Source organism: Ruegeria sp. AM5 (assembly GCF_056540645.1).
The window spans coordinates 102,871-122,819 of record NZ_JBQFXC010000008.1 but is presented as its reverse complement, the minus strand read 5'-3'; the positions used below and the strand labels follow the sequence as shown (position 1 = coordinate 122,819).

The following is a 19,949-nucleotide window of genomic DNA, read 5'->3' as shown; positions in this document are numbered from 1 at the left end:
GGTCCCATCATTGCTAAGTCCTCCACTCTCAAAACGAGTGAATCAGCGCCAGACCAACCAATCAACCGACTTTTTCAACACTATCTCCGCATTGCAGACCTTGATGTGGCGTGCGGCGAAGGTCCGCTGAGCGGAGAGGCTGTGTGGAAACGGGCTAGGTTCGTGCAGCTTTCCCCGGGGTTGGGTGTTGGAGCGTATTTTTTCGATTTGTCCTCTTTGATCTTTCAGATTTGGCCAGAGTGCCGTTTCTGAGGCCATCGGGACGATTTAGCTTCTTCGGGATGCTGTTTTTTGGCCAAGGAGGCGCCTTTTAGGCTTTCATCGCGGCAACCAAAGCCGGGATGCCGATGATCTTCATGACACGGGTCAAGTTGTAGGCAAGAACGTGCAGGGCCATCTCCGTGGCAACGTTTTTCAACCGTCTCATCTTGAAGTGTGTAGCTCCCATCCACGATTTTATCGTGCCGTAGGGGTGCTCGACGGTCATGCTGCGAACAGCCAGTTGGGTGGGGTCCTGGTCCAGCCGATGCTGTACGCGTTCCAGCACGTCTTCATGTTCCCACCTGCGAATGCGGCGCTGTTTGCTAGTGGTGCACTTGTCCTTGATGACACAGCTTTCGCAATTGCTCGACCAGTAGACCCTGATAGCTTTGCCGTCCTGTGGCCCCGTGAACCGGTAGCTCAGTTGCTCGCCAGCGGGGCAGATATAAACGTCGTTCTCCGCATCATAGGCAAAGTCGGCTTTGTCGAACTGGCCCCGGGCTCCGGCATTCGAGGTTTGAGGCTTGGGAACGACGACAGAGATACCGGCTTCTTCGCAAGCAAGGATTTCCTCGCTCTTGTAATACCCCTTGTCGGCTATGGCCTCGATCCGATCCAAGGCCATCGCATCGCGCGCAGCCGCCGCCATCATCGACAAGGCATCCCTGTCATATCCATGCATGGTGACTTCATGCGCGACGATCAGGTGGTTCTCGGCTTCAACCGCCGTCTGTACGTTGTAGCCAACGACGCGGGGCATGCGGGGCGTTGTGGCCATGGATCGCGCGTCAGGATCGCTCAGAGACACCTGCGTTTCGCCGGTTTCATCCATGCGTCTCTCGATTGATCTGTAGCGCGCCGCTTCCTTTTGCAGATGTTCCAGCTTTCTCAGCGTGCGTTCCATTCGTGCCGCGGGCAACACGGTGCCGGTCTGTTCAAACACCTCGTCCGCGCGATCCAGTTCACCCAGATAGCGCTCAATGGCCTTGTCGATCTCACCCAGCTTCTGGCGCAGCTTGCCGCGCGTGTAGTTCTTGGCCTTGGCATTCACCGCCTTGAACCGGCTGCCATCGATGGCGACCAGGTTTCCATCCAGCAGATTGATGTCACGGCATAGAGCGACGAACTGTTGGCATACCTTGCGGATCGCCGGACCGTTATCCTTGCGGAAGTCGGCAATCGTCTTGAAGTCGGGCTTCAATCGGCCCGTCAGCCAAATGAGTTCCAGGTTGCGGCCGCACTCCCGCTCTAGCCGCCGCGAAGACTGAATTTGGTTCAAGTATCCGTAGAGATAGACCCGCAGCATAAGTCCAGGATGATAACCAGGCCGACCGGTCGCGGCTGGTGAGGTTTGGAAACCCAAATCCGCCAAGCTGAGCATATCGATGAATGCATCAATCGCTCGGACGGCGCTGTCTTCGTCAACATAATCGTCCAGACATTCGGGCAACAACATCGCCTGATGTCGATCCACGCCTTCGATAAACTGCCCCATGGAATGCCTCCACATCCAATGCCGAAAGCATACCATCTCTCCGGCAACAGCGGGAGTTTTCACACAGCCTCCGGACAAAGCTGACCTACGTACAGTTTTGGTGCATGGCTGCTCTCAGAGACTTCATTGAAAACACTTTTTTGCTAACACAGAAAAAAATGACGCCAGATGCCCATTTCGCCCGGCGCCCAAGCCAAATTATCAGTCGGAAATATTCTCCACATCTCCAAGCATCCAGCCAGTTTCCATCCAGCCCGGCGTCGGGCTGTAAAGACGGAAGAGCAGGAAGTAGCTTTCTGTCGTCGGGATCCAGTTGCTTTCTTTGCCCTCCGGCGCTTCGGGGCCGAAATAGATGTCATAAGAACCATCATCATTGACCTGCATCGTGTCTTCATTTCGCGACGACAAACCGACAGGATCAACATTGCGGATAAAGCTCTTCGTCTCCATTGAGTAAACAATGACTGACCACAGGTTGTCCGCAGGCGTATCCGCAGGAACGTTCAGCTTGTAGGTCTTGTTATGGTCGTACATCTCGCCGTCGCTGTCGCGCAGACCCGTAAGGTAGAAGGTTCCGCCACCCAGTTGTTTGGGCAGGTATGTGATCCAGAAATAGGTACCACCAGCCCGGTCATCGACCAAAACCTCGGTGTCTGTCTCATACGGGAAACCTGCCTGTGGTTGCCCTTCTGCAAAATCCCAGACCAACCACTGGTTCTTGAGCGAGCCATCCTCGTTCTTCCACAACGGGATAGTTGCAAGGCCAGGCTCGACAAAATACCGCTGCATAGAGGCATAGGCCAGAACCAAACCTTCGTTCATCGCCTTCATCTGACGCTCCGTCGGCTCGAACGGCTTGCCCTTTTCGATGCCCAGATCCTTCAGGAAATTGATCATGATCTTGTCCTGCGGACGGATCGGGTTGTTCTGAACATAGTCGTTCAGATCCTGAAAGTAGGTCTCGTTGTAATAGGGCAGTGAGTCATAAGGCACTTCAGATGCCTCGTGATAAGTAGTCGGAGGCGGGTTGTCGGCCTCGGACAGGTAGTAGATTTTGATGGTCTGGGCATATTCCGCCGCATCAAGATCCGTGGCCCCGTTGTAAAGGCGTGGACGAAAGGAGAAGCCGGATTCAAAGGTGTCCGTCTCAAACGGGAAGTAGCCAGCAGCTTCCAGCTCTTCCAAGGACTTCTCGTTATATCCCGGGGGCAGCAGCAAGTATTTGCCGCCCTTACCCTTGTCGAACCCATCTGGCCCAACATCAGCAATAGGCTGATCCCATGCATTTACGATAGACCCGAAATAGTCGACCTTGTCGTTGGCTGCAGGAACCTCGATCACCAGCGGACCGGGCGCGGACGTCATTGAAGCCCATGAATAGGCCGTCACGTCGTTGGCGGTTAAGAAACCATGTCTGGAATCAAATGGTTTGTTCAAATAGACAACATCATTGTAATCGCCGCCGAGGTCGCGCCTGATCCCTTTCAGGAAGTCAATCATACCCGCCGCTGGCATTCCCCAAAGGGCAGTCTGCGTCGCACGCTGAACCATGATCTGATATTCGATATCTTCGACCTGTGCAGATCTCGCAAGAATATCACCTGTATCATCAAATGTCTGTTGAGCGTTGACACTCGGGACCACGGCGCCAGAGCCCAGTAGACCGGCAAGGGCCGCAGAACGTACAAAGGTTTTTATTGGCTTGAACACGGTTGTGTCTCCTCAGATTAGGGGGCGCAGAACCCCAAAAGAATTGGGTATCACCGGCATTCCTTTCCGATAGGGATTGCCAGGTGGATTCTCATATTGTCGAATTAGTTTTCGAACACCTCGAGCAAAATCTTACCACCAGCCCCCGTCGGGGCCTTGATCCCCAGATATGCAGCAATGGTAGGGGCAAGATCGACGGTTTCGACGCGGCGAACCACACGCTGAGCTTCGATGTTTGGGCCAGAAACGATGATGGGCACATAAGAGTCATACGGCCAGGGCGCACCGTGCGAGCCGGCGACAATCAGTCCATCCAGATCGGCAACGAACCAGTGCGGTTCAAAAACGATATAGATATCGCCGGACCGATCAGGGTGGAAATTCGCCTCGACCGCCCGGTTTACAAGTGTATCGCCGACCAGTCCGTTGCGCAGTTCGGTTGCGCCGACAGCAAAGGCAATCCCTCGGATCTTTACCAGCTCTTCGGCAACAGCACGCTCAACTTCCAGCTCATTCAACCCGCGCTCTCTGATCAGTTCCTTGTTCAGGTACAGATAAGGCTGTGAGAAGTTTGCGATCAGTTCCTTGGAAACACCAAATTGTTCCTTCAGCCGGTTAAAGCCCGGTTCTCTATCAATTGCGTTAAAATCGAAATACTCCGCTTCAATCCCGATTTCGGCCAAGGAACCCGGAGTTTCCGACGCGCCGTGATCCGCAGACAAAACGATCAGCACATTATCCAGACCAATCGTCTCATCAACATAGGTCAGGAAAGCGCCCAGTTCCTTGTCGAGATGTTTCAGATTGTCCTCGGATTCAAGGCTGGAGGGGCCAAAGATATGGCCCACGTAATCCGTCGAAGACAGGCTGACTGCCAGATAGTCGGGCACATCATCCTGACCGATGTCTTCCGCTTCGATCAGGGCCTTGGCAAAGTCCAACGTCAGCGCGTCCCCCGCTGGGCTGATTGTCAGCAATGTTGTGTAATAATCTCCGTCAGCCGGTCCAAACGAATGGGGGAAAACACGGCCGAACTCGCCCATGATGGTTTCCCATTCCTGATTGTCCCGGTTCGCAAAGAGATAGTTTTCTTCTGGCAACAGCAGGTTCCAGTCGCGGAACTCATAAGAGCGGACCTTCCCGGAATCGTTCCACTCTTCGACCCAATCAGGATAATCTTCCCGGTAGTAGGTGGAGGTTACAAAGCCATAGTCAGATTTCGAAAACCAATAGGCCTGCCCCGCATGCCCTGCCATCGAAATCGCGCCGCGGTCCTTGACCGACACACCAAAGATCTTGGCCTCTGGCCCGTAATGCAGCGCGATTTCGTCGCTGATGGTCGAGGTAATAATCGAGCGCGGCGACCGGCCATCGGTGGTGGCTGCACGTTGCGTCGGGTCGATCTCGCTGTCCTTGTCAACGCCACTGGCACCAACAAGCGGGTAATCGGCATCCTGCACGTTATAGAATTGCTGCCCGGTCACCCGATCAAACCAAAGATTGGCCACCATACCATGCACCGAGGGGTCCGCCCCGGTTGCGAGTGTCGTGTGGCCGACGATGGTTTCCGTGTTCGCGTGGCGATGATGGGCATCTGCATAGTGAACGCCCTCGTTAATCAGCCGAAAGAAGCCATCTTCGCCCATACCCTTGCTGTAGCGTTGAATCAGATCACCGCGAAGCTGGTCAACCGTAAGCTGAAGTATGAGCTTGGGCGCCTCCTGTGCAAGAGCAGGTGCCGTAATGGTCATCGAAAGAGTTATTAACCAGAACCGCAACATGACTTTTCCTCCTGATGGTTCACGCGCGCTACGTTGCGCAGTTAAAGTTCGCCCACCTTGTAGTTGATAGCGCATTCATGCTGAATGCGAGTGTCATTTCACGACAGGTTTCGCAGGAGCTCGATTTGTCACTGCCGCCCATGATCGCCGCCAAAGCTCTTGGCCCCATGCCAGACTTTGTTCTGGAGCAATTTGGCGCGCGCACTCTTGGAAAGGCCCTTGCTGCCTCTGCCCTTACCCAAGAGTTAATTGATCACAAGAAGGGCTATCTGCCGGAAATGTCCTTCGCGAACTTTGTTGCCAGGATCTGTCAGGAAGTTGGCGGCAAGAATGTTGGTCTGATGTGGGCACCCAACCTAACCGTTCGGGACTATGGCTTATGGGGCGAATACGTCCTCTCGGCACCGACTTTAGGACAAGCATTACAACGGGCAGGTTCGATAATGCCGCTGCACTCTTCTGCCGACCGAACCACACTTCGGTATAATGGAAACCTTGCTTGCTATGGGTACAGGTTTGGTCTGCGCCAGCATCACGTGTATCCAGAGATTGCTTATTCAGCACTTGGTTCCATGCTCAGCATCTTTCGCCACTATCTTGGGCGTAAGTGGACTCCGAGTGCAATCAAATGCGATTTTCCGAAACCGAGAGTTGCCGATGATGCAGAAATCACATTCGGCTGCCAGGTGAGCTGGAACACAGGACGTCTGGAAATCTGCTTCCCAAAAGTTGACATGGCGACATCTTCAGGGCCGTGTCCGGGGAAACCGATCACAGTTTACGATCTACATCGCGAAATCGCACCAATTGCGCCTAAAAGCTACGCGGACGTTGTCATTGCCGTTTTGAGGCAGCATCTCGATTCCCAAAAAGTGTCGCTGGACCGCACGGCACTGGCGCTCGACATAGGACCTCGCACTCTACAACGCCGGCTGCTTGCCGAGGGGGAGAGCTTTCGGTCGGTGGTGAACCGAGCCAAAGTTGACCGAGCGAAAGAAATACTGGCTACCAAACAGTTCACCGTTCAAGAAGCCGCCTTTGAGCTCGGGTACGAAAACCCTCAGAATTTTTCCCGTGCTTTCAAAAATCAAACCGGCATCACGCCGAGTCAGTATTCGAGGGTCAAGGGAAACTGAGCCAGCTTAGAGAAGAAAAATCTGTTCATTTCTTCTCAGCTATAAAGCGCAAAAGGATGTTCGCGGGTCGTTTCATCAGCTCTATCTAACCACTGCCAGACATGCTGCCCGAAGCCGGCTATTCAGCAATTCCTGCCATTTGTGCAAATTGCAGCATCTGTCGTACTAGGCTCTTTCGAGCTCTTCGCTGCATTCTACATGAAGTTCCGGTTTATCCGCATACGCACCCAGCAAAGAAATCGCAGACGTGTGGTGAATTGCTGCAGAACGAATCTAAGATTCCCACTGCAGACCCTCGAACCACGCCAACATTTGCAGTTAGATCAAAGCGAATGTCCGGCGCTGCGGTGGCTATCTCTCGCGTCTAGCTCTCGGTCAACCGCTTCTCGGCGTCTTTCGCTAGTTTCCAGCTGGTCTCTAACCCCGCCTGCAGCGTCGCGTAATTCTGCTCCTCGCGCAGCAAGTCGGCCAATGTGGTGACGGACGTGAGATGTGATTTCATCAATAGCGCCACGCAATGCGCCAAGCCATTCACCTTGCTTTCGATCCTGCTGGTCGAGCGCTTCTCCAAGGCGTGCAATTCCTTGGCTGAACTCTCGCAGGCCGTCACCAACCGCTCGACGGATGCGAGCAATTCGCGTTCCAATGCTGTCAGGGTCTGTGTCATCTAGGGTTCCTTGATCTCGATACAGATGACCGGCGTCCCGGCCATGGTGCAGGTCTTCAATTCGGTCCGGTCGGGGTCCAGCGTCACCCATGTCTGCCCAGCCTGTTCGATCCGTGTCAGGCCAAGCCTCGTCATCTCCGAGCGCGTGATCAAACCCGTCCAAAACCAACTCGCGATCAGCACTGTCGCGATCCAGGATGAGACCATCACCACGATCACCCAGGGTGAGATCGTCAACCAGCGCCTGATCGTCTCGCTCCGCCTCTCCAACTCGCTCCTGCTGTCGCTCAGAAAGAACCTGATATCGGTCTCGATTGTATGCAGCGCGCTGGTCGCAATGCTGCTGAAATCGCTCCTGAAGCTCTCCAGTTGAGATGCCATCAAGGCGGCGTGGTCGCTGCGTACTGTCTCCAGGTCCGCGTTCAATTTCTCGGCGAGGCGGTTCGGCTTGCCAGTCGTCATGGAAAATCTCTCCTTTCAAACGCCAGCGCTCGCCGGTGTCAGGGTCTTTGGCGGTGATGTAATTCTTGCTGGCACGGGGGATATCAAAGCCTGCATCGGCCAAAGCATCGATCATGCTGGCGCGGTCGGTGATGGTGCCGACGCTGATCTGATCGAGGATCCAATCGTGCAGCGCTTCGCGACCTTGCGCGCGCGTCGGCGCTTCAATCGTCGCCCTCACTTCGCGAGTGCGATCTGGCTCCAAAGGGTCTGCCCAACCGTGCGTCTTGTTCATCAAATCACGCAGGCTGGAAAAGGCGTTTTCATGGCCTGGCGGTGCGATGTTCAACGCCTTGCCCGTGCTCAGCTCAAGGCGTGGCGTGCAGAAGTGCAGCTCGACATTGCCTTCATGCGAGTGGCGCACCCAGAGACAATCGTATTGATCCCTGTCCAGCCCAGCAAAGGCCAGAGCCTCAAATAGCTCAATGGCCTCTTGCTGGGCGGCGGGACTGGGATCGTCGCTGTCGGCAAAGCTGATCACACCTGCCGTGTAGCTCCATTTGTTGGAGCTCGCATCGATAAGGTCGCGGGTTTGGTCGGGGTTACCGTGCAGCACCTCAGGCAACGGGTCGCGGATCTTGGTTTGCGGTTTACTGGTGTCGTCGCGGATGAGGTGGCGGTTCTCGTCATAGGCAAGAACTTCACGCGCTGTCAGGTAGTCGACGGGTGCGGCTCCGCCGCCTGTGCCGGTGGAAAAGAACGAGATGATCATTCGCCACCGCCCGTGTGTGCCGCCACGATCTGCGCCATCTGCCGTTCGATGGCCACTAGCTGCACCGCGACCTTGAGCGCGTCGATCTGGCTCGCGCGGCCGGATTTGACCGCGCCGTTGATCCAGCGGGAGAGCTGATTGAGGTTGCCGCCGACGCGGGCAATCGCAAAAGTCAGCTTCGGGTCAACTCGCGGGACGGGCTTGCGCCGACGTGCCTCGGTTAGCCCCAAGGCCTCACGCATCAGCGTGGCATTGGGCAGGCCAGCCGCGCGCGCCTTGGCCACAAGCGCTGCCTTTTCCGACGGTGTGCATCGAAAGATCACGCTCTCGGAAAGGCCCTCTTTGACGCCGCTTGCGTGCGTCTGGTTGGGGTTTGAAGGGGAGGCTTGCCGCCCCTCACAAGACCCGCCGATGTAATCGGTGGGTAACCTTGCTCTCTGCTCTTTGTGGGGGTCTGTCGCACTCATGCTCTGAGCCCCGCCGCTTCGATTTCAGCTGAGCTGACTAGGTTCGCGGCTAGCAAAGCGGTCACTTGGCCGGGTGTTATGTGGCGGCAAAGGGGATGCTTGTCCGTGACCCAGTCGGCCAAACCTTTCAGCAATTCCACCTCTTTGGCTTTGCCCGCTTCTCGCGCCTCCTCAACCTCCTGAAGGTATTTCAACCAACGGCCAGAGGAGAACCAATTGTCGGAGAAGCACACCTTGGAGCGGGTGAAGCCTTCGCTCTCGGTCGCATAGGTCCGCACGGCGTCCTCGAGGTCTTTGGCGTCCACTCCGTCGGCCAGCGCTTGGCGGATCTGCGAGTTACAAACCGCTTTGCCGCGAACGCGATCCTCGGGATAGGCGGACAAAATCTTTTCTGAAACCTCATCCTCCACCGCTACCTTCGCGTGCGAAGGATTTGGTTTTTGATATGGTTTATATCTGTTCTTATAGGATTTGCCCTCTGGGGCAGATGGCTTGCCCTCAGGGGCAAATGCATCATTTTCCCTTTCGGTCGGATCGATTTGCCCATTTGGGCAAATGGAGTTGCCCAGGGCATACCAACAGGTCCGGTCATAGCGATCATCGCTGAAATTGCCCTTGATGATCAGCTCTGCACTGACCAGCTTTTCGAGCGCTGTTCGGATCTGCTTTTCGCTCAGATAGGGGAACAACTCACTAAAGGCCGAGATCGAATTGTAAGTCCAATACCGCCCGTCTCGATGGTTGCGGCGATTGGCTTGGTTCTTCTCGATCCAGAAGGTGATGTTCTGGAAAATCACCGCCGCGTTCAGGCCAACACGTCCCGCGATTTCGGGATCAAAGCTATGGCGGCTCATGATTGGCCCCCGAAATACGCACAAACGTGCGAATTTTGTACAGGTTTTGTACGAGAAATCGGTCGTTTCAGTCGATTACGGCCCGAAAGCTGACGGGACTTTTTGCAGTCTTCCGCACAACGTCCTGTAAATAAGCCATATTTTTCAGGTGGTTTTGGCGACCCCGGCAGGATTCGAACCTGCAACCTGCCCCTTAGGAGGGGGCTGCTCTATCCAGTTGAGCCACGGGGCCGCGCGTCGTTTTCTCTAGCGGGGTTTTTTCAGATTGTCATGAGCTTTGCACAACAGTTGAACAATTCGCCCTGTTCACGCTACCATCAGCCAAACAAACAATGCAGGTATCTCGGTGACAACAGAAACAAAACGCCCGCTTACCCTTCGTGATGTCTCGGAAGCGTCCGGAGTATCCGAAATGACCGTTAGCCGGGTGCTACGTAATCGCGGGGATGTGTCGGATGCCACCCGTACCCGTGTTTTGGCCGCCGCAAAAGAGCTGGGATATGTGCCCAACAAGATCGCGGGAGCATTGGCGTCAAGCCGGGTGAATCTTGTCGCTGTGATCATCCCGTCATTGTCAAATATGGTCTTCCCCGAAGTTCTAACCGGTATCAATCAGGTGCTGGAAGATACTGAACTGCAGCCGGTGGTTGGCGTCACGGACTATCTGCCAGAAAAAGAAGAAAAAGTGCTGTACGAGATGCTCTCGTGGCGGCCCTCAGGCGTGATCATTGCCGGGCTGGAGCATACCGAAGCCGCGCGCGCTATGCTGGATTCAGCTGGCATACCGGTGGTCGAGATCATGGATACCGATGGCAAACCGGTGGATGCGATGGTGGGAATCTCTCACCGCCGCGCCGGGCGCGAAATGGCGCAGGCAATCCTGAAGGCGGGCTATGAGCATATCGGGTTTATGGGCACCAAGATGCCGTTGGACCACCGTGCCCGTAAACGGTTCGAAGGGTTCACCGAAGTGCTGGGCAAGCACGGGATCGAGATTGAGGACCGTGAATTTTATTCGGGTGGCTCGGCGCTGGCCAAGGGGCGCGAGATGACACAAGCGATGCTTGAACGCTCGCCCGAGTTGGATTTTCTGTATTATTCCAACGATATGATCGGCGCGGGTGGGCTGTTGTATTTGCTGGATCAAGGGATCGACGTGCCCGGTCAGATCGGTTTAGCCGGATTCAACAATGTAGAGCTGCTGCAGGGGCTGCCGCGCAAGCTGGCCACGATGGATGCCTGCCGGACCGAGATTGGGCGCACCGCGGCCGAGATCATTGCGGCGAAGTTGGCCGATCCGGAATCCGAGGTTGAAACCCGCGTTACCCTGACCCCCAAGATCAGCTATGGCGACACGCTGAAACGGCGATAACGCCAGATGGCGCTGCAACGTCTGGACAACCGCGCGGCGCGGGCGCTGTTCATGGATCGGCACGCGCTTTTGGAACAGCCTACTGGAAGTTCCAAAGGCGATGACTTGTTACAGCTGATCCATCGTTTAGGGTTTGTCCAGCTCGACAGTATCAACACCGTCGCCCGCGCGCATGACATGATCCTATATGCGCGTAAGCCCAGCTATCGTTCGCGCTACCTCAAGCAGCTCTACGAACGCGACCGCGCGCTGTTTGAGCATTGGACGCACGATGCGGCGGTGATCCCAATGGAATTCTATCGCCATTGGCATCTGCGGTTCCTGCGCGATGCCGACATGTTGAAAGCCCGCTGGAAGAACTGGCGGCGTGACGGGTTTGAGCAAAAGTTCGAAACCGTCCTACAACATATCCGCGACCATGGTCCGGTTGGCTCGTCCGATGTCGGAAAAGACGAGAAAAAGGGATCTGGCGGTTGGTGGGACTGGCATCCATCCAAGACCGCGCTGGAATATCTCTGGCGATCCGGCGCGCTGACCGTGGTTGGACGCGATGGGTTTCAGAAACGCTATGACCTGACAGAGCGGGTTATAGAAACTCAACTTTGCCCCGGCAATTTGCATTGCGACGCAAATGAAACTGTGGATTGGTTGTGTAACGCCGCACTCGACCGGCTGGGGTTCGCCACATCGGGAGAGCTTGCCGCGTTCTGGGATACGGTAAGCGCTGCCGAGGCAAAATCCTGGTGCCAACAGGCTCTAACACAGGGTGAAATCGAAGAGATCTGCGTCGAATGCGCAGACGGGCGGGAACGAAAAGTGTTCGCCCGCCCCGGTCTATGTGAACACGCTACAGAGCTGCCCGATGCGCCGGGCCGGATCAGAGTTCTCAGCCCTTTTGACCCTATGTTGCGTGACCGGAACCGGGCCGAGCGGTTGTTCGGATTCCACTATCGGATCGAGGTGTTCGTACCCGAACCCAAGCGTACCTACGGCTATTATGTCTTTCCGTTGCTTGAAGGGCACCGGTTGATCGGACGCATCGACATGAAGGCCCAGCGAGACCGTGGACTGTTGCAAGTCCGATCCGTATGGCCAGAACGGTCGGTGCGTTGGTCTGACGCAAGAACCCGCCGCCTGCAGGCCGAATTGGACCGGGTACGGCGATTTGCGGAACTGGACGGGGTGGAATTTGAAAAGGATTGGCTGAAAGATCCTAAATAGAACCCAATTTTTCGATCAGGAAACCTTGTTCCTCAATCAGTAGGCGCAGCTCGTTCAGCGAAACATGGGGCGCCCTGCCCGATGTATCTAGCTGCGCATTTGCCCGCCCATACAAAGCCTCGCGACTGGCCAATATGTTCTTGAGCTGCTCCATCGCCTTGGGATTTCCAGCCATCGGGCGTTCGTCGCCTTGGGCGCGCACGCGGTCCATATGCTCGGTCGGTGACGCGCGCAGCCAGATGGTGTGAAACCGGCCAAGCAGGGTCGCATAGGTCGAAGGCTCTGATACGATCCCGCCCGCGACTGCCAGCACGACCCGATCATGCTCTGCAATCACCCGATCCAGCGCCTGCGCTTCCAGATTGCGATACCCGTCTTGCCCGTAGAACGCCATCACTTCAGACATGGGCATGCCGGCCATCTCTTCAATCATGGCTGTGAGCTCAACAAACGGCAGTCTTTGTGCAGCAGCCAGCATAGCGCCAAGAGTTGACTTACCCGCTCCGCGTAACCCAATCAGACAAACCCGATGCGCACGTGCATCCTCATCTGGATGAGGTTGCAATGCACGCCTGACGCTTTCTTTGACGTCGTCGCTGGCTTGTCGGAAAAGCTCAACTATCTGCAAAGCATCCGAATCCCACGGATCATCTTCACCAATCAACCATTCGGCTTTGTAATCCAGTGCCTGTGCGACACGGTGCAACACGCCGATCGAGATGTTGCCCTCACCCGCCTCAAGCTGCGCCAAATAGCGTGGGGAAACGCCCGAGTTCTCAGACAGGATCCGGCGCGGGATGCCTCGCATTTGACGCGCCCGGCGTACACGCGCGCCCACTCGTTCGCTCAAATCCTGCTTTGCAATATGTGCAGGCGGTGCCGGTTCTGGCGGTTTGGGCCCATCCATCTGCATTGAACCGTTTGTTAAAGGTAAGGATGAGGCTACGACGCGAACCATCTACGGGCAACGAATATTACCTTCTCCGCCCACAATGCTTATAGTTTGGGGCCTAAAACGAGGTCTGAACGACGGCAAACAACTTGGTTAGAGCCTGTTCTGAGCATTGCGCTCAGCCTTCCAGCTGGTGAAGCTCTACCAGAAGGTCCAGCAACTTCTCGTGCTGCTCTGCCCCGAGCAAAGAGCGGGTGTGTTCCGCCAGCTCCAACATTTCCGCCAGATTTGCGTCGATAATTTGCAACCCATTCTCGCTGATTTCGACAATCTGTCGGCGGCGGTCTTTGGTATCCGGCCGCCTCATGATCAGCTTGCTGTCTTCTAGCTTTTTCAGAATGCGCGTCAGGCTGGGCAACAAGAGGCAGGCGCGCTCGGCGATCTGAGTAGGCTCCTGAGGTCCTTCTTCCTGCAAAACGCGCAGAACGCGCCATTGTTGCTCGGTGACGCCAGCATCCGTTAGCACACCACGAATAGGCCCCATCACCTTTTCCCGAGCGCGCAACAACGCTATCGGCAATGATCGGGACGTCTGTGGTAAGTTCTTTGACATATGGAATTTTCGCGCAATTCCAAATATTTCGCAATAGAACGTTGGTTGTGGTTGAGTTTCGTTTACTGGACTTTACTTAACTTGTTTAGCATATGATACTGACAAAAGGCTACCGAGGCGGATAAGATGAAATGGAATGAATTCTCCGATTGGGGCAAGAAGGTTGCCGAGTGGACGCAAGACTATCACCTGACGGTGGGCGACAAGCCCGTGCGCGCCCGGACCGAGCCGGGCGATATCCTGAATGCTCTGCCCGCGCATCCCCCTGAGCAGGGCGAGCCGATCGAGGACATCTTTCATGATTTCGAACAAATCGTGATGCCCGGCATTACCCATTGGCAACACCCTCGGTTCTTCGCCTACTTCAATTCGAACGCCTCGGCCCCGTCTGTTCTGGCCGAGTTCCTGGCCAGCGCCATCGCGCCGCAATGTATGCTGTGGCAGACCTCGCCCGCCGCAACCGAGATGGAAACACGAATGATGGACTGGCTGCGCGAAGCGCTGGACCTGCCCAAAGGTTTTGCCGGGGTCATTCAGGATTCGGCGTCATCTGCGACATTGGCGGCTGTGCTGACCATGCGCGAGAAGGCGATGAACTGGCAGGGCAACACGCTGGGGCTGTTCGGTCAAAAGCCACTGCGCATTTATTGCTCTTCCGAGGTTCATACCTCAATCGACCGCGCCATCTGGGTTGCGGGGATTGGACAGGACAATCTGGTGCGCATCCCCGTGCAAGGTGATTGGCGTGGAATGAACCCCGATGCGCTTGAAGCAGCGATTCAATTAGATTTAGAGTCTGGTTTCCACCCGGCGGGCGTGATCCTTTGTGTTGGAGGGACCGGAACCGGGGCAACTGATCCAGTGGATCACTGCCTGGCGATCGCACAGAAATACGGCCTTTATACCCATGTCGATGCAGCCTGGGCGGGGTCGGCGATGATCTGCCCCGAATATCGTCACTACTGGCCGGGGATCGATCAGGCCGACAGCATTGTATTCAATCCCCATAAGTGGCTGGGCGTGCAATTCGATTGCTGTGCGCATTTCCTGAAAAACCCCGATGATCTGGTCCGCACGCTTGCGATCAGCCCGGAATATCTGAAAACCCACGGCAAGGACGGGATCATCAATTACTCGGAATGGTCGGTGCCATTGGGACGTCGGTTCCGCGCGCTGAAACTGTGGTTCGTCATCCGCACCTATGGGCTGGAGGGGTTGCGCGAACGGCTGCGGAATCACGTCAATTGGTCGCGCGCACTGCATGATCGTCTAGCAGCAGAACCGGATTTTCGGATCTTGACGCCTCCAATGTGGTCTCTTTGGACCTTCCGATACGAGCCGGATGGGGCCGACGATCTGGATGATCTGAACCTGCGGCTGGTGAATGCAATCAATGATGATGGGCGGATCTACCTGACACAGACCCGCGTGGATGGCGATCTGGTCATCCGCTTTCAGGCCGGTCAGTTTGAAACCACAGAACAGGACGTGATGATGGCCTATGACGTGATCACTGAAATCGCTCGAGGGCTTTAGGCCCTCATTGACGCTGCAGCCTGCGCGTATCCCCCCGAGGCCCCGTCAACAAAATGCACATGGTCGTCGCGCATGGCCGAGGGAACAAAGCAGGTCATCATCGCCTCTTGCTGGGCGTGCATTCCATATCTGATTTTGCCTTTTGTTTGCGCGTCGTCCAGCATCTGAGTGAGCTGTTCCAACGTGCTCGAGTCACAATCCAGCGTCATTTTCAGACCGTCATCAAACTTTCGGAAATCAGCGTTGCGACTGACCATCTCTTTGTAATGCTTGGGTTCGAATTGACCCAGGCGCATCCCGGTTTTGAACAACAAGCCGATCAACATATTCCCGATCATCAAGCGTGTTTTCTGCATCAGAAGATTCCGACCTGCGCGTGAGACATGGGCGTCGATATCGACGCCGGGCGGAGGGAAACTCATCGGAGGTCCTTTGGCCGGAACCGGGTGACCGGCGCGTTCTAGCCCTTCGGCGACGGACAGGATGGATTGGGTCAGGGCGGCGAATTCAGCCTCATTAGACTCTGATGTAGGCTGAATAACCAGTGAAACGATCTGACCAACCCTCGCTGGACTGTTGGACCAACGACAAGATAGGCCGGTCAGATCGGGCTGCGCGTCAGGTCCGGCTGGTTGCACAACACGTTGCCCGGATTTCATCTGAGCCTCGGCCCAGGCCAGTCCCCCGCCGGTAAACATCGCATAGTCAACGCCGGTGGAAGGCGCAAAGCGAGCAACACGCAGATCACGTCCAGCGGCGCGGATGTCGGCCACCGAAACCAGCGCCGCGCGCAGAGTGATGGCGAATTCCGTTTCGGCCCAGCTTTGCAATGTTGCCAGCGTATCCCGCGCGATCTCGGCATCCTCACCCGATACGGCGAATCCAGCACCATCACCACCGAAGACATACGGAAATATGCGCCCACCCAGCGCATTGATCATGCCTGAAATCACGGCCGCCCCCACCATGTTGACGGTCTTGTACCGGCCCCGCGCGATTTCACCGGTCGAATCTACGATATCGGCGACGCCCAGAACCCATGTCTCTGGCAAAGGTATGAACTGCGCGGGGTCACTGAGGCTGAGGAAATTGTCCGAAATGGGGACGGAGTCATAAAATACAGAGTCTGAGAGGGTCATAACACACTCGGGAAATCCAAAATCTGCCGTGATGATAGCTCAATTGTGAAGAATGTCCGCCCCAATCGATTCAATCATGGCACTTGTGCCGATCAACGCGGCGTGCAAAGCATCGGGGCGGGGCAGCTAGACAATAGGTCAAGAAATGCAGGCAGGTTTGGTGATCTTGTGTCTGGCCTATGTACTCAGCCAGTTTTTCCGCGCTTTTCTGGCAGTTTTGACTACCGATCTGGGACGCGATATCGGCGCAACACCCGAAGACCTCGCCTTTGCTTCAGGTCTTTGGTTTCTAATCTTTGCGGCGATGCAGATTCCGGTGGGCTGGGCACTGGACCGCGTCGGTCCTCGGCGCAGTTCTGCGGTGCTGCTACTGATCGGCGGGGCTGGCGGGGCTGGCCTGTTCGCGGTCGCAACGACCCCGTTCCATGTGGCGCTCGCCATGGCGCTGATCGGGGTAGGATGCTCGCCGGTTCTGATGGCATCCTACTACATCTTCGCACGAGAGTTTCCACCCGCCAAATTTGCCACGCTCGCCGCGGTGATGCTGGGTGTGGGTTCTGTCGGCAATCTGGTCGCCTCATACCCCACGGCGCTGGCGGTCGAGCTGATGGGCTGGCGCGCTACGTTGGCCGGTCTGGCGATTATCTCTGCTGCGGTGGCTGCGGGGATCTGGCTGACGGTGCATGACCCTGAAAAGGTAAAAACCGAACAAAAAGGATCACTTCTAGACCTGCTGAAAGAACCTGCACTTTGGGCCATTCTGCCTCTCATGCTTGTGTCTTATGCGCCATCGGGTGCGATACGAGGGCTTTGGGCCGGGCCGTATTTGAATGACGTGTTCGGGCTCAGCACCGCTCAGATCGGGACGGCTACGTTGATCATGGGGGCCGCGATGATCGCGGGAACCTTCGCCTATGGGCCGCTGGACCGTATCCTGGGCACCCGGAAATGGGTGATCCTGAGCGGTAATACCTTGGGCGTCGCAGCACTGGGCCTGCTGTGCCTGTGGATTGACAGCGGCGTTTGGGTCTCGGTGCTGCTGTTGGCGTTGATCGGCTTTCTGGGCGCCAGTTTTCCGGTGATCATGGCCCATGGCCGGGCCTTCGTGCCGCCGCATCTGGTCGGGCGGGGCGTCACCCTGCTGAACCTTTTCGGCGTTGGCGGCGTTGGTCTGGCGCAATTTGCCACCGGACGTATCCATGCCGCTAACGACGGGATCGGCTCCGCCGCGCCGTATACTGCGATTTTCGGCTTTTTTGCTGTCACCCTTGCCATTGGTTGCGCGATCTATCTATTCAGTCGGGACAGCATAGACTGAAACCGGAGACCGCCTGTGCAAGATATTGAGGTGATTGCACCCAATCTGAAGCATTCCCTGTCGGGCGTGACAACGACGGTGATCCGACTGTTGCCAATCCAGCAGAAGATGATCGGCGTCCGCGCCACGGGCCCCGGCCTGCCGGCGGATTTGCCCCATATCAGACTCTGGAAACTACTGTTTCTGCCCAATCGCAAACGGGTCTGGCATGCACGCCGGAATACCGAGATGCTGATGGGTCTGATCCTGCGCACTGTGTTCCGACGCAACTATAAACTGCTGTTCACTTCGGCCGCGCAACGCGATCATTCCGGGTTCACCAAGCGGCTGATTTCGAAAATGGACGCACTGATCGCGACGACGCCACAGGCCGCTTCCTTTCTGGAACATCCCGCTACTGTCATCATGCATGGCGTCAACACCGAGCTGTTTCACCCGGCCGAGGACAAAAGCGCCCTGCGCCAAAAACTTGGTCTGCCAGACGGGCTGCTGATCGGGTGTTTTGGCCGTATCCGCCCTCAGAAAGGGGTCGACTTGTTGGTCGATGCCGCCCTGAAGGTGCTGCCTAATCACCCCGATGCGCATGTGATCTTCACCGGGCGTACCACCAACGAATTTGAGGCGTTTCAGGCTGAGCAGGAGCAAAAGCTGCAGGACGCCGGGCTGGGCGACCGCGTTCATTTTCTGGGTGAGCGCCCTTGGGATGAGATTGTCGAGACCTATCGCGCGCTCGATCTGTTCGTTGCGCCCGCACGGCACGAAGGGTTCGGCCTTACACCGCTTGAAGCGATGGCCTCGGGCGTGCCCGCCATAGCCAGTCACGGGGTCGGAGCGTTCAGTGCGCAAATCAAGGATGGTGAGACCGGAAGACTGGTCGAGAAAGACAATGCCCCTGCACTGGCCGACGCGCTGGAGGATATGGTGCAGGACCGCGCTGCGCTGGCCGCTGCGGGACTAGCCGCGCGCGCCCATGTCGAGCAGAATTTTCGAATCGAAGGCGAAGCGCAGGCGATTGTCGAAGTTTATCGATCCTTGCTGAAACAACCCTGAACGGTACTGAACTGTGTCAAATCGGTGTGACGGGGTGAAATAAGCCGAAACCCCTCTTTTTTCTTTGCCACAACGCGGCTATGAACGCGCGTCCTTAACTTTGGAGACATGAAATGGGCTATCGCGTCGTAGTCGTCGGCGCCACGGGCAACGTGGGCCGCGAAATGCTGAACATCCTGGCAGAACGCCAGTTCCCCGTCGATGAACTTGCTGCTCTGGCAAGCCGTCGTTCGCTGGGTACTGAGGTGACATTTGGCGACAAGACGCTCACTACCAAAGATCTGGACACATTCGATTTCACTGGTTGGGACATGGCGCTATTTGCTGTGGGTTCCGAGGCCACAAAGGTTTACGCCCCTAAGGCGGCAGCGGCTGGCTGCGTGGTGATCGATAACAGCTCGCTCTATCGCTATGACCCGGACATTCCGCTGATCGTGCCGGAATGTAACCCCGAGGCGATCCACGACTATAAAAACAAAAACATCATCGCCAACCCCAACTGCTCGACCGCGCAGATGGTCGTCGCGCTGAAGCCTCTGCATGACCGTGCCAAGATCAAGCGCGTGGTTGTGTCGACCTATCAGTCGGTGTCGGGCGCCGGTAAGGAAGGCATGGATGAGCTTTGGGATCAGACCAAGGCCATCTACAACCCGACCACCGAGGTTGAACCGAAGAAATTCCAGAAGCAGATTGCCTTCAACGTCATTCCGCAGATCGACGTCTTCATGGAAGACGGCTCGACCAAGGAAGAGTGGAAGATGGTTGTCGAGACCAAAAAGATCGTCGATCCGTCGATCAAGGTCACCGCAACCTGCGTTCGCGTTCCGGTATTCGTCGGCCACTCCGAGGCGGTGAATATCGAGTTCGAAGAGTTCCTCGACGAAGACGAAGCCCGCGACATCCTGCGCGAAGCACCGGGCATCATGGTAATCGACAAGCGTGAAGCCGGTGGTTACGTCTCGCCCATCGAATGCGCGGGCGATTTCGCCACGTTCATCAGCCGCATCCGTCAGGATTCGACGGTTGAGAATGGCATCAACCTGTGGTGCGTTTCGGACAACCTGCGCAAAGGCGCGGCATTGAACGCTGTTCAAATTGCAGAATTGCTGGGCCGTGAAGTTCTAAAGAAGGGGTAACCTTCGCCAGTTGGTTATGACTCTATTAAACCCCGCTGCACCGCCAGTGGGGTTTATTATTTTGTGGACGGGCAGAGATGACAAAATT

Annotated in this window: 16 protein-coding genes and 1 tRNA gene; 7 read left to right on the top strand and 10 right to left on the bottom strand. The window is 56.2% G+C overall.

The window, feature by feature from the left end:
* Positions 1-310: 310 nt before the first annotated feature.
* The 3 genes from ACR0AH_RS17005 to ACR0AH_RS16995 form a co-directional block, all read right to left on the bottom strand.
* Entirely contained in the window at positions 311-1,756 is a 1,446-nt protein-coding gene (locus ACR0AH_RS17005) for an IS1182 family transposase (RefSeq protein WP_170361226.1), read from the bottom strand.
* Between the two features lie 201 nt (positions 1,757-1,957).
* Positions 1,958-3,466 carry a DUF1214 domain-containing protein gene (locus tag ACR0AH_RS17000; protein ID WP_216602361.1) on the bottom strand — a complete coding sequence of 503 codons (1,509 nt, stop codon included), beginning with the start codon at positions 3,464-3,466 and terminating at the stop codon, positions 1,958-1,960.
* A gap of 104 nt (positions 3,467-3,570) precedes the next feature.
* Positions 3,571-5,247 carry an alkaline phosphatase family protein gene (locus ACR0AH_RS16995; protein ID WP_170361224.1) on the bottom strand — a complete coding sequence of 559 codons (1,677 nt, stop codon included), beginning with the start codon at positions 5,245-5,247 and terminating at the stop codon, positions 3,571-3,573.
* 140 nt (positions 5,248-5,387) lie between these two features.
* On the opposite strand from ACR0AH_RS16995, the gene ACR0AH_RS16990 reads away from it, so the two are divergent.
* Positions 5,388-6,383 carry an AraC family transcriptional regulator gene (locus ACR0AH_RS16990; protein WP_480592907.1) on the top strand — a complete coding sequence of 332 codons (996 nt, stop codon included), beginning with the start codon at positions 5,388-5,390 and terminating at the stop codon, positions 6,381-6,383.
* Positions 6,384-6,706: 323 nt separating this feature from the next.
* Here the strand turns inward: ACR0AH_RS16990 and ACR0AH_RS16985 are convergent, their stop codons facing one another.
* From ACR0AH_RS16985 to ACR0AH_RS16970, 4 genes are all read right to left on the bottom strand, one after another.
* Entirely contained in the window at positions 6,707-8,263 is a 1,557-nt protein-coding gene (locus ACR0AH_RS16985) for a relaxase family protein (RefSeq protein ID WP_170361220.1), read from the bottom strand.
* Positions 8,260-8,730 (bottom strand): plasmid mobilization protein, encoded by a 471-nt coding sequence (locus tag ACR0AH_RS16980; protein ID WP_226689051.1) that lies wholly within the window; start codon positions 8,728-8,730, stop codon positions 8,260-8,262. Before ACR0AH_RS16980 ends, ACR0AH_RS16985 begins: the two co-directional genes overlap by 4 nt.
* The gene (locus tag ACR0AH_RS16975; protein ID WP_170361218.1) at positions 8,727-9,584 is read right to left on the bottom strand and encodes a hypothetical protein; all 858 of its coding nucleotides are present in this window, start codon (positions 9,582-9,584) and stop codon (positions 8,727-8,729) included. Before ACR0AH_RS16975 ends, ACR0AH_RS16980 begins: the two co-directional genes overlap by 4 nt.
* A gap of 155 nt (positions 9,585-9,739) precedes the next feature.
* Positions 9,740-9,816, bottom strand: a tRNA-Arg gene (locus ACR0AH_RS16970).
* A gap of 114 nt (positions 9,817-9,930) precedes the next feature.
* On the opposite strand from ACR0AH_RS16970, the gene ACR0AH_RS16965 reads away from it, so the two are divergent.
* Together ACR0AH_RS16965 and ACR0AH_RS16960 are read left to right on the top strand one after the other, a co-directional pair.
* Positions 9,931-10,956 carry a LacI family DNA-binding transcriptional regulator gene (locus ACR0AH_RS16965; RefSeq protein ID WP_170734093.1) on the top strand — a complete coding sequence of 342 codons (1,026 nt, stop codon included), beginning with the start codon at positions 9,931-9,933 and terminating at the stop codon, positions 10,954-10,956.
* Between the two features lie 6 nt (positions 10,957-10,962).
* On the top strand, positions 10,963-12,177 hold the full coding sequence (locus ACR0AH_RS16960; protein ID WP_480592905.1) for a winged helix-turn-helix domain-containing protein: 1,215 nt from the start codon (positions 10,963-10,965) through the stop codon (positions 12,175-12,177).
* Here ACR0AH_RS16960 and ACR0AH_RS16955 read toward each other — a convergent pair.
* A complete protein-coding gene (locus tag ACR0AH_RS16955; protein WP_170567234.1) occupies positions 12,170-13,084 on the bottom strand; it encodes a helix-turn-helix transcriptional regulator in 915 nt (304 codons plus the stop codon). The two genes, ACR0AH_RS16960 and ACR0AH_RS16955, sit on opposite strands and share 8 nt — an antisense overlap.
* A gap of 163 nt (positions 13,085-13,247) precedes the next feature.
* Positions 13,248-13,682 (bottom strand): homoprotocatechuate degradation operon regulator HpaR, encoded by a 435-nt coding sequence (hpaR, locus tag ACR0AH_RS16950; RefSeq protein ID WP_170515396.1) that lies wholly within the window; start codon positions 13,680-13,682, stop codon positions 13,248-13,250.
* Between the two features lie 126 nt (positions 13,683-13,808).
* Here hpaR and ACR0AH_RS16945 point away from each other — a divergent pair, with 126 nt between their 5' ends.
* Positions 13,809-15,218, top strand: coding sequence for a pyridoxal phosphate-dependent decarboxylase family protein (locus tag ACR0AH_RS16945; RefSeq protein ID WP_480592903.1), 1,410 nt, complete (start codon positions 13,809-13,811; stop codon positions 15,216-15,218).
* Here ACR0AH_RS16945 and ACR0AH_RS16940 read toward each other — a convergent pair.
* Complete coding sequence (locus ACR0AH_RS16940) at positions 15,215-16,357, bottom strand: DUF3095 domain-containing protein (protein ID WP_480592901.1); 1,143 nt, start codon at positions 16,355-16,357, stop codon at positions 15,215-15,217. The two genes, ACR0AH_RS16945 and ACR0AH_RS16940, sit on opposite strands and share 4 nt — an antisense overlap.
* Positions 16,358-16,502: 145 nt before the next feature.
* Here ACR0AH_RS16940 and ACR0AH_RS16935 point away from each other — a divergent pair, with 145 nt between their 5' ends.
* From ACR0AH_RS16935 to ACR0AH_RS16925, 3 genes are all read left to right on the top strand, one after another.
* Positions 16,503-17,675, top strand: coding sequence for an MFS transporter (locus ACR0AH_RS16935; RefSeq protein ID WP_170734090.1), 1,173 nt, complete (start codon positions 16,503-16,505; stop codon positions 17,673-17,675).
* A 15-nt stretch (positions 17,676-17,690) separates the two neighbouring features.
* Entirely contained in the window at positions 17,691-18,725 is a 1,035-nt protein-coding gene (locus tag ACR0AH_RS16930) for a glycosyltransferase family 4 protein (protein WP_480592899.1), read from the top strand.
* 113 nt (positions 18,726-18,838) lie between these two features.
* Positions 18,839-19,861, top strand: coding sequence for an aspartate-semialdehyde dehydrogenase (locus tag ACR0AH_RS16925; RefSeq protein WP_170598560.1), 1,023 nt, complete (start codon positions 18,839-18,841; stop codon positions 19,859-19,861).
* Positions 19,862-19,949: the final 88 nt, after the last annotated feature.

What these genes read in the sequence shown, in the direction of transcription:
- ACR0AH_RS16960 (WP_480592905.1), top strand. Translation starts at nt 10,963, where the DNA reads ATGGCGCTGCAACGTCTGGACAACCGCGCGGCGCGGGCGCTGTTCATG.
- ACR0AH_RS16975 (WP_170361218.1), bottom strand. Translation starts at nt 9,584, where the DNA reads ATGAGCCGCCATAGCTTTGATCCCGAAATCGCGGGACGTGTTGGCCTG.
- ACR0AH_RS16935 (WP_170734090.1), top strand. Translation starts at nt 16,503, where the DNA reads ATGCAGGCAGGTTTGGTGATCTTGTGTCTGGCCTATGTACTCAGCCAG.
- ACR0AH_RS16990 (WP_480592907.1), top strand. Translation starts at nt 5,388, where the DNA reads ATGATCGCCGCCAAAGCTCTTGGCCCCATGCCAGACTTTGTTCTGGAG.
- ACR0AH_RS16925 (WP_170598560.1), top strand. Translation starts at nt 18,839, where the DNA reads ATGGGCTATCGCGTCGTAGTCGTCGGCGCCACGGGCAACGTGGGCCGC.
- ACR0AH_RS16980 (WP_226689051.1), bottom strand. Translation starts at nt 8,730, where the DNA reads ATGAGTGCGACAGACCCCCACAAAGAGCAGAGAGCAAGGTTACCCACC.
- ACR0AH_RS16955 (WP_170567234.1), bottom strand. Translation starts at nt 13,084, where the DNA reads ATGGATGGGCCCAAACCGCCAGAACCGGCACCGCCTGCACATATTGCA.
- ACR0AH_RS17005 (WP_170361226.1), bottom strand. Translation starts at nt 1,756, where the DNA reads ATGGGGCAGTTTATCGAAGGCGTGGATCGACATCAGGCGATGTTGTTG.
- ACR0AH_RS16995 (WP_170361224.1), bottom strand. Translation starts at nt 5,247, where the DNA reads ATGTTGCGGTTCTGGTTAATAACTCTTTCGATGACCATTACGGCACCT.
- ACR0AH_RS16945 (WP_480592903.1), top strand. Translation starts at nt 13,809, where the DNA reads ATGAAATGGAATGAATTCTCCGATTGGGGCAAGAAGGTTGCCGAGTGG.
- ACR0AH_RS16985 (WP_170361220.1), bottom strand. Translation starts at nt 8,263, where the DNA reads ATGATCATCTCGTTCTTTTCCACCGGCACAGGCGGCGGAGCCGCACCC.
- hpaR (WP_170515396.1), bottom strand. Translation starts at nt 13,682, where the DNA reads ATGTCAAAGAACTTACCACAGACGTCCCGATCATTGCCGATAGCGTTG.
- ACR0AH_RS16940 (WP_480592901.1), bottom strand. Translation starts at nt 16,357, where the DNA reads ATGACCCTCTCAGACTCTGTATTTTATGACTCCGTCCCCATTTCGGAC.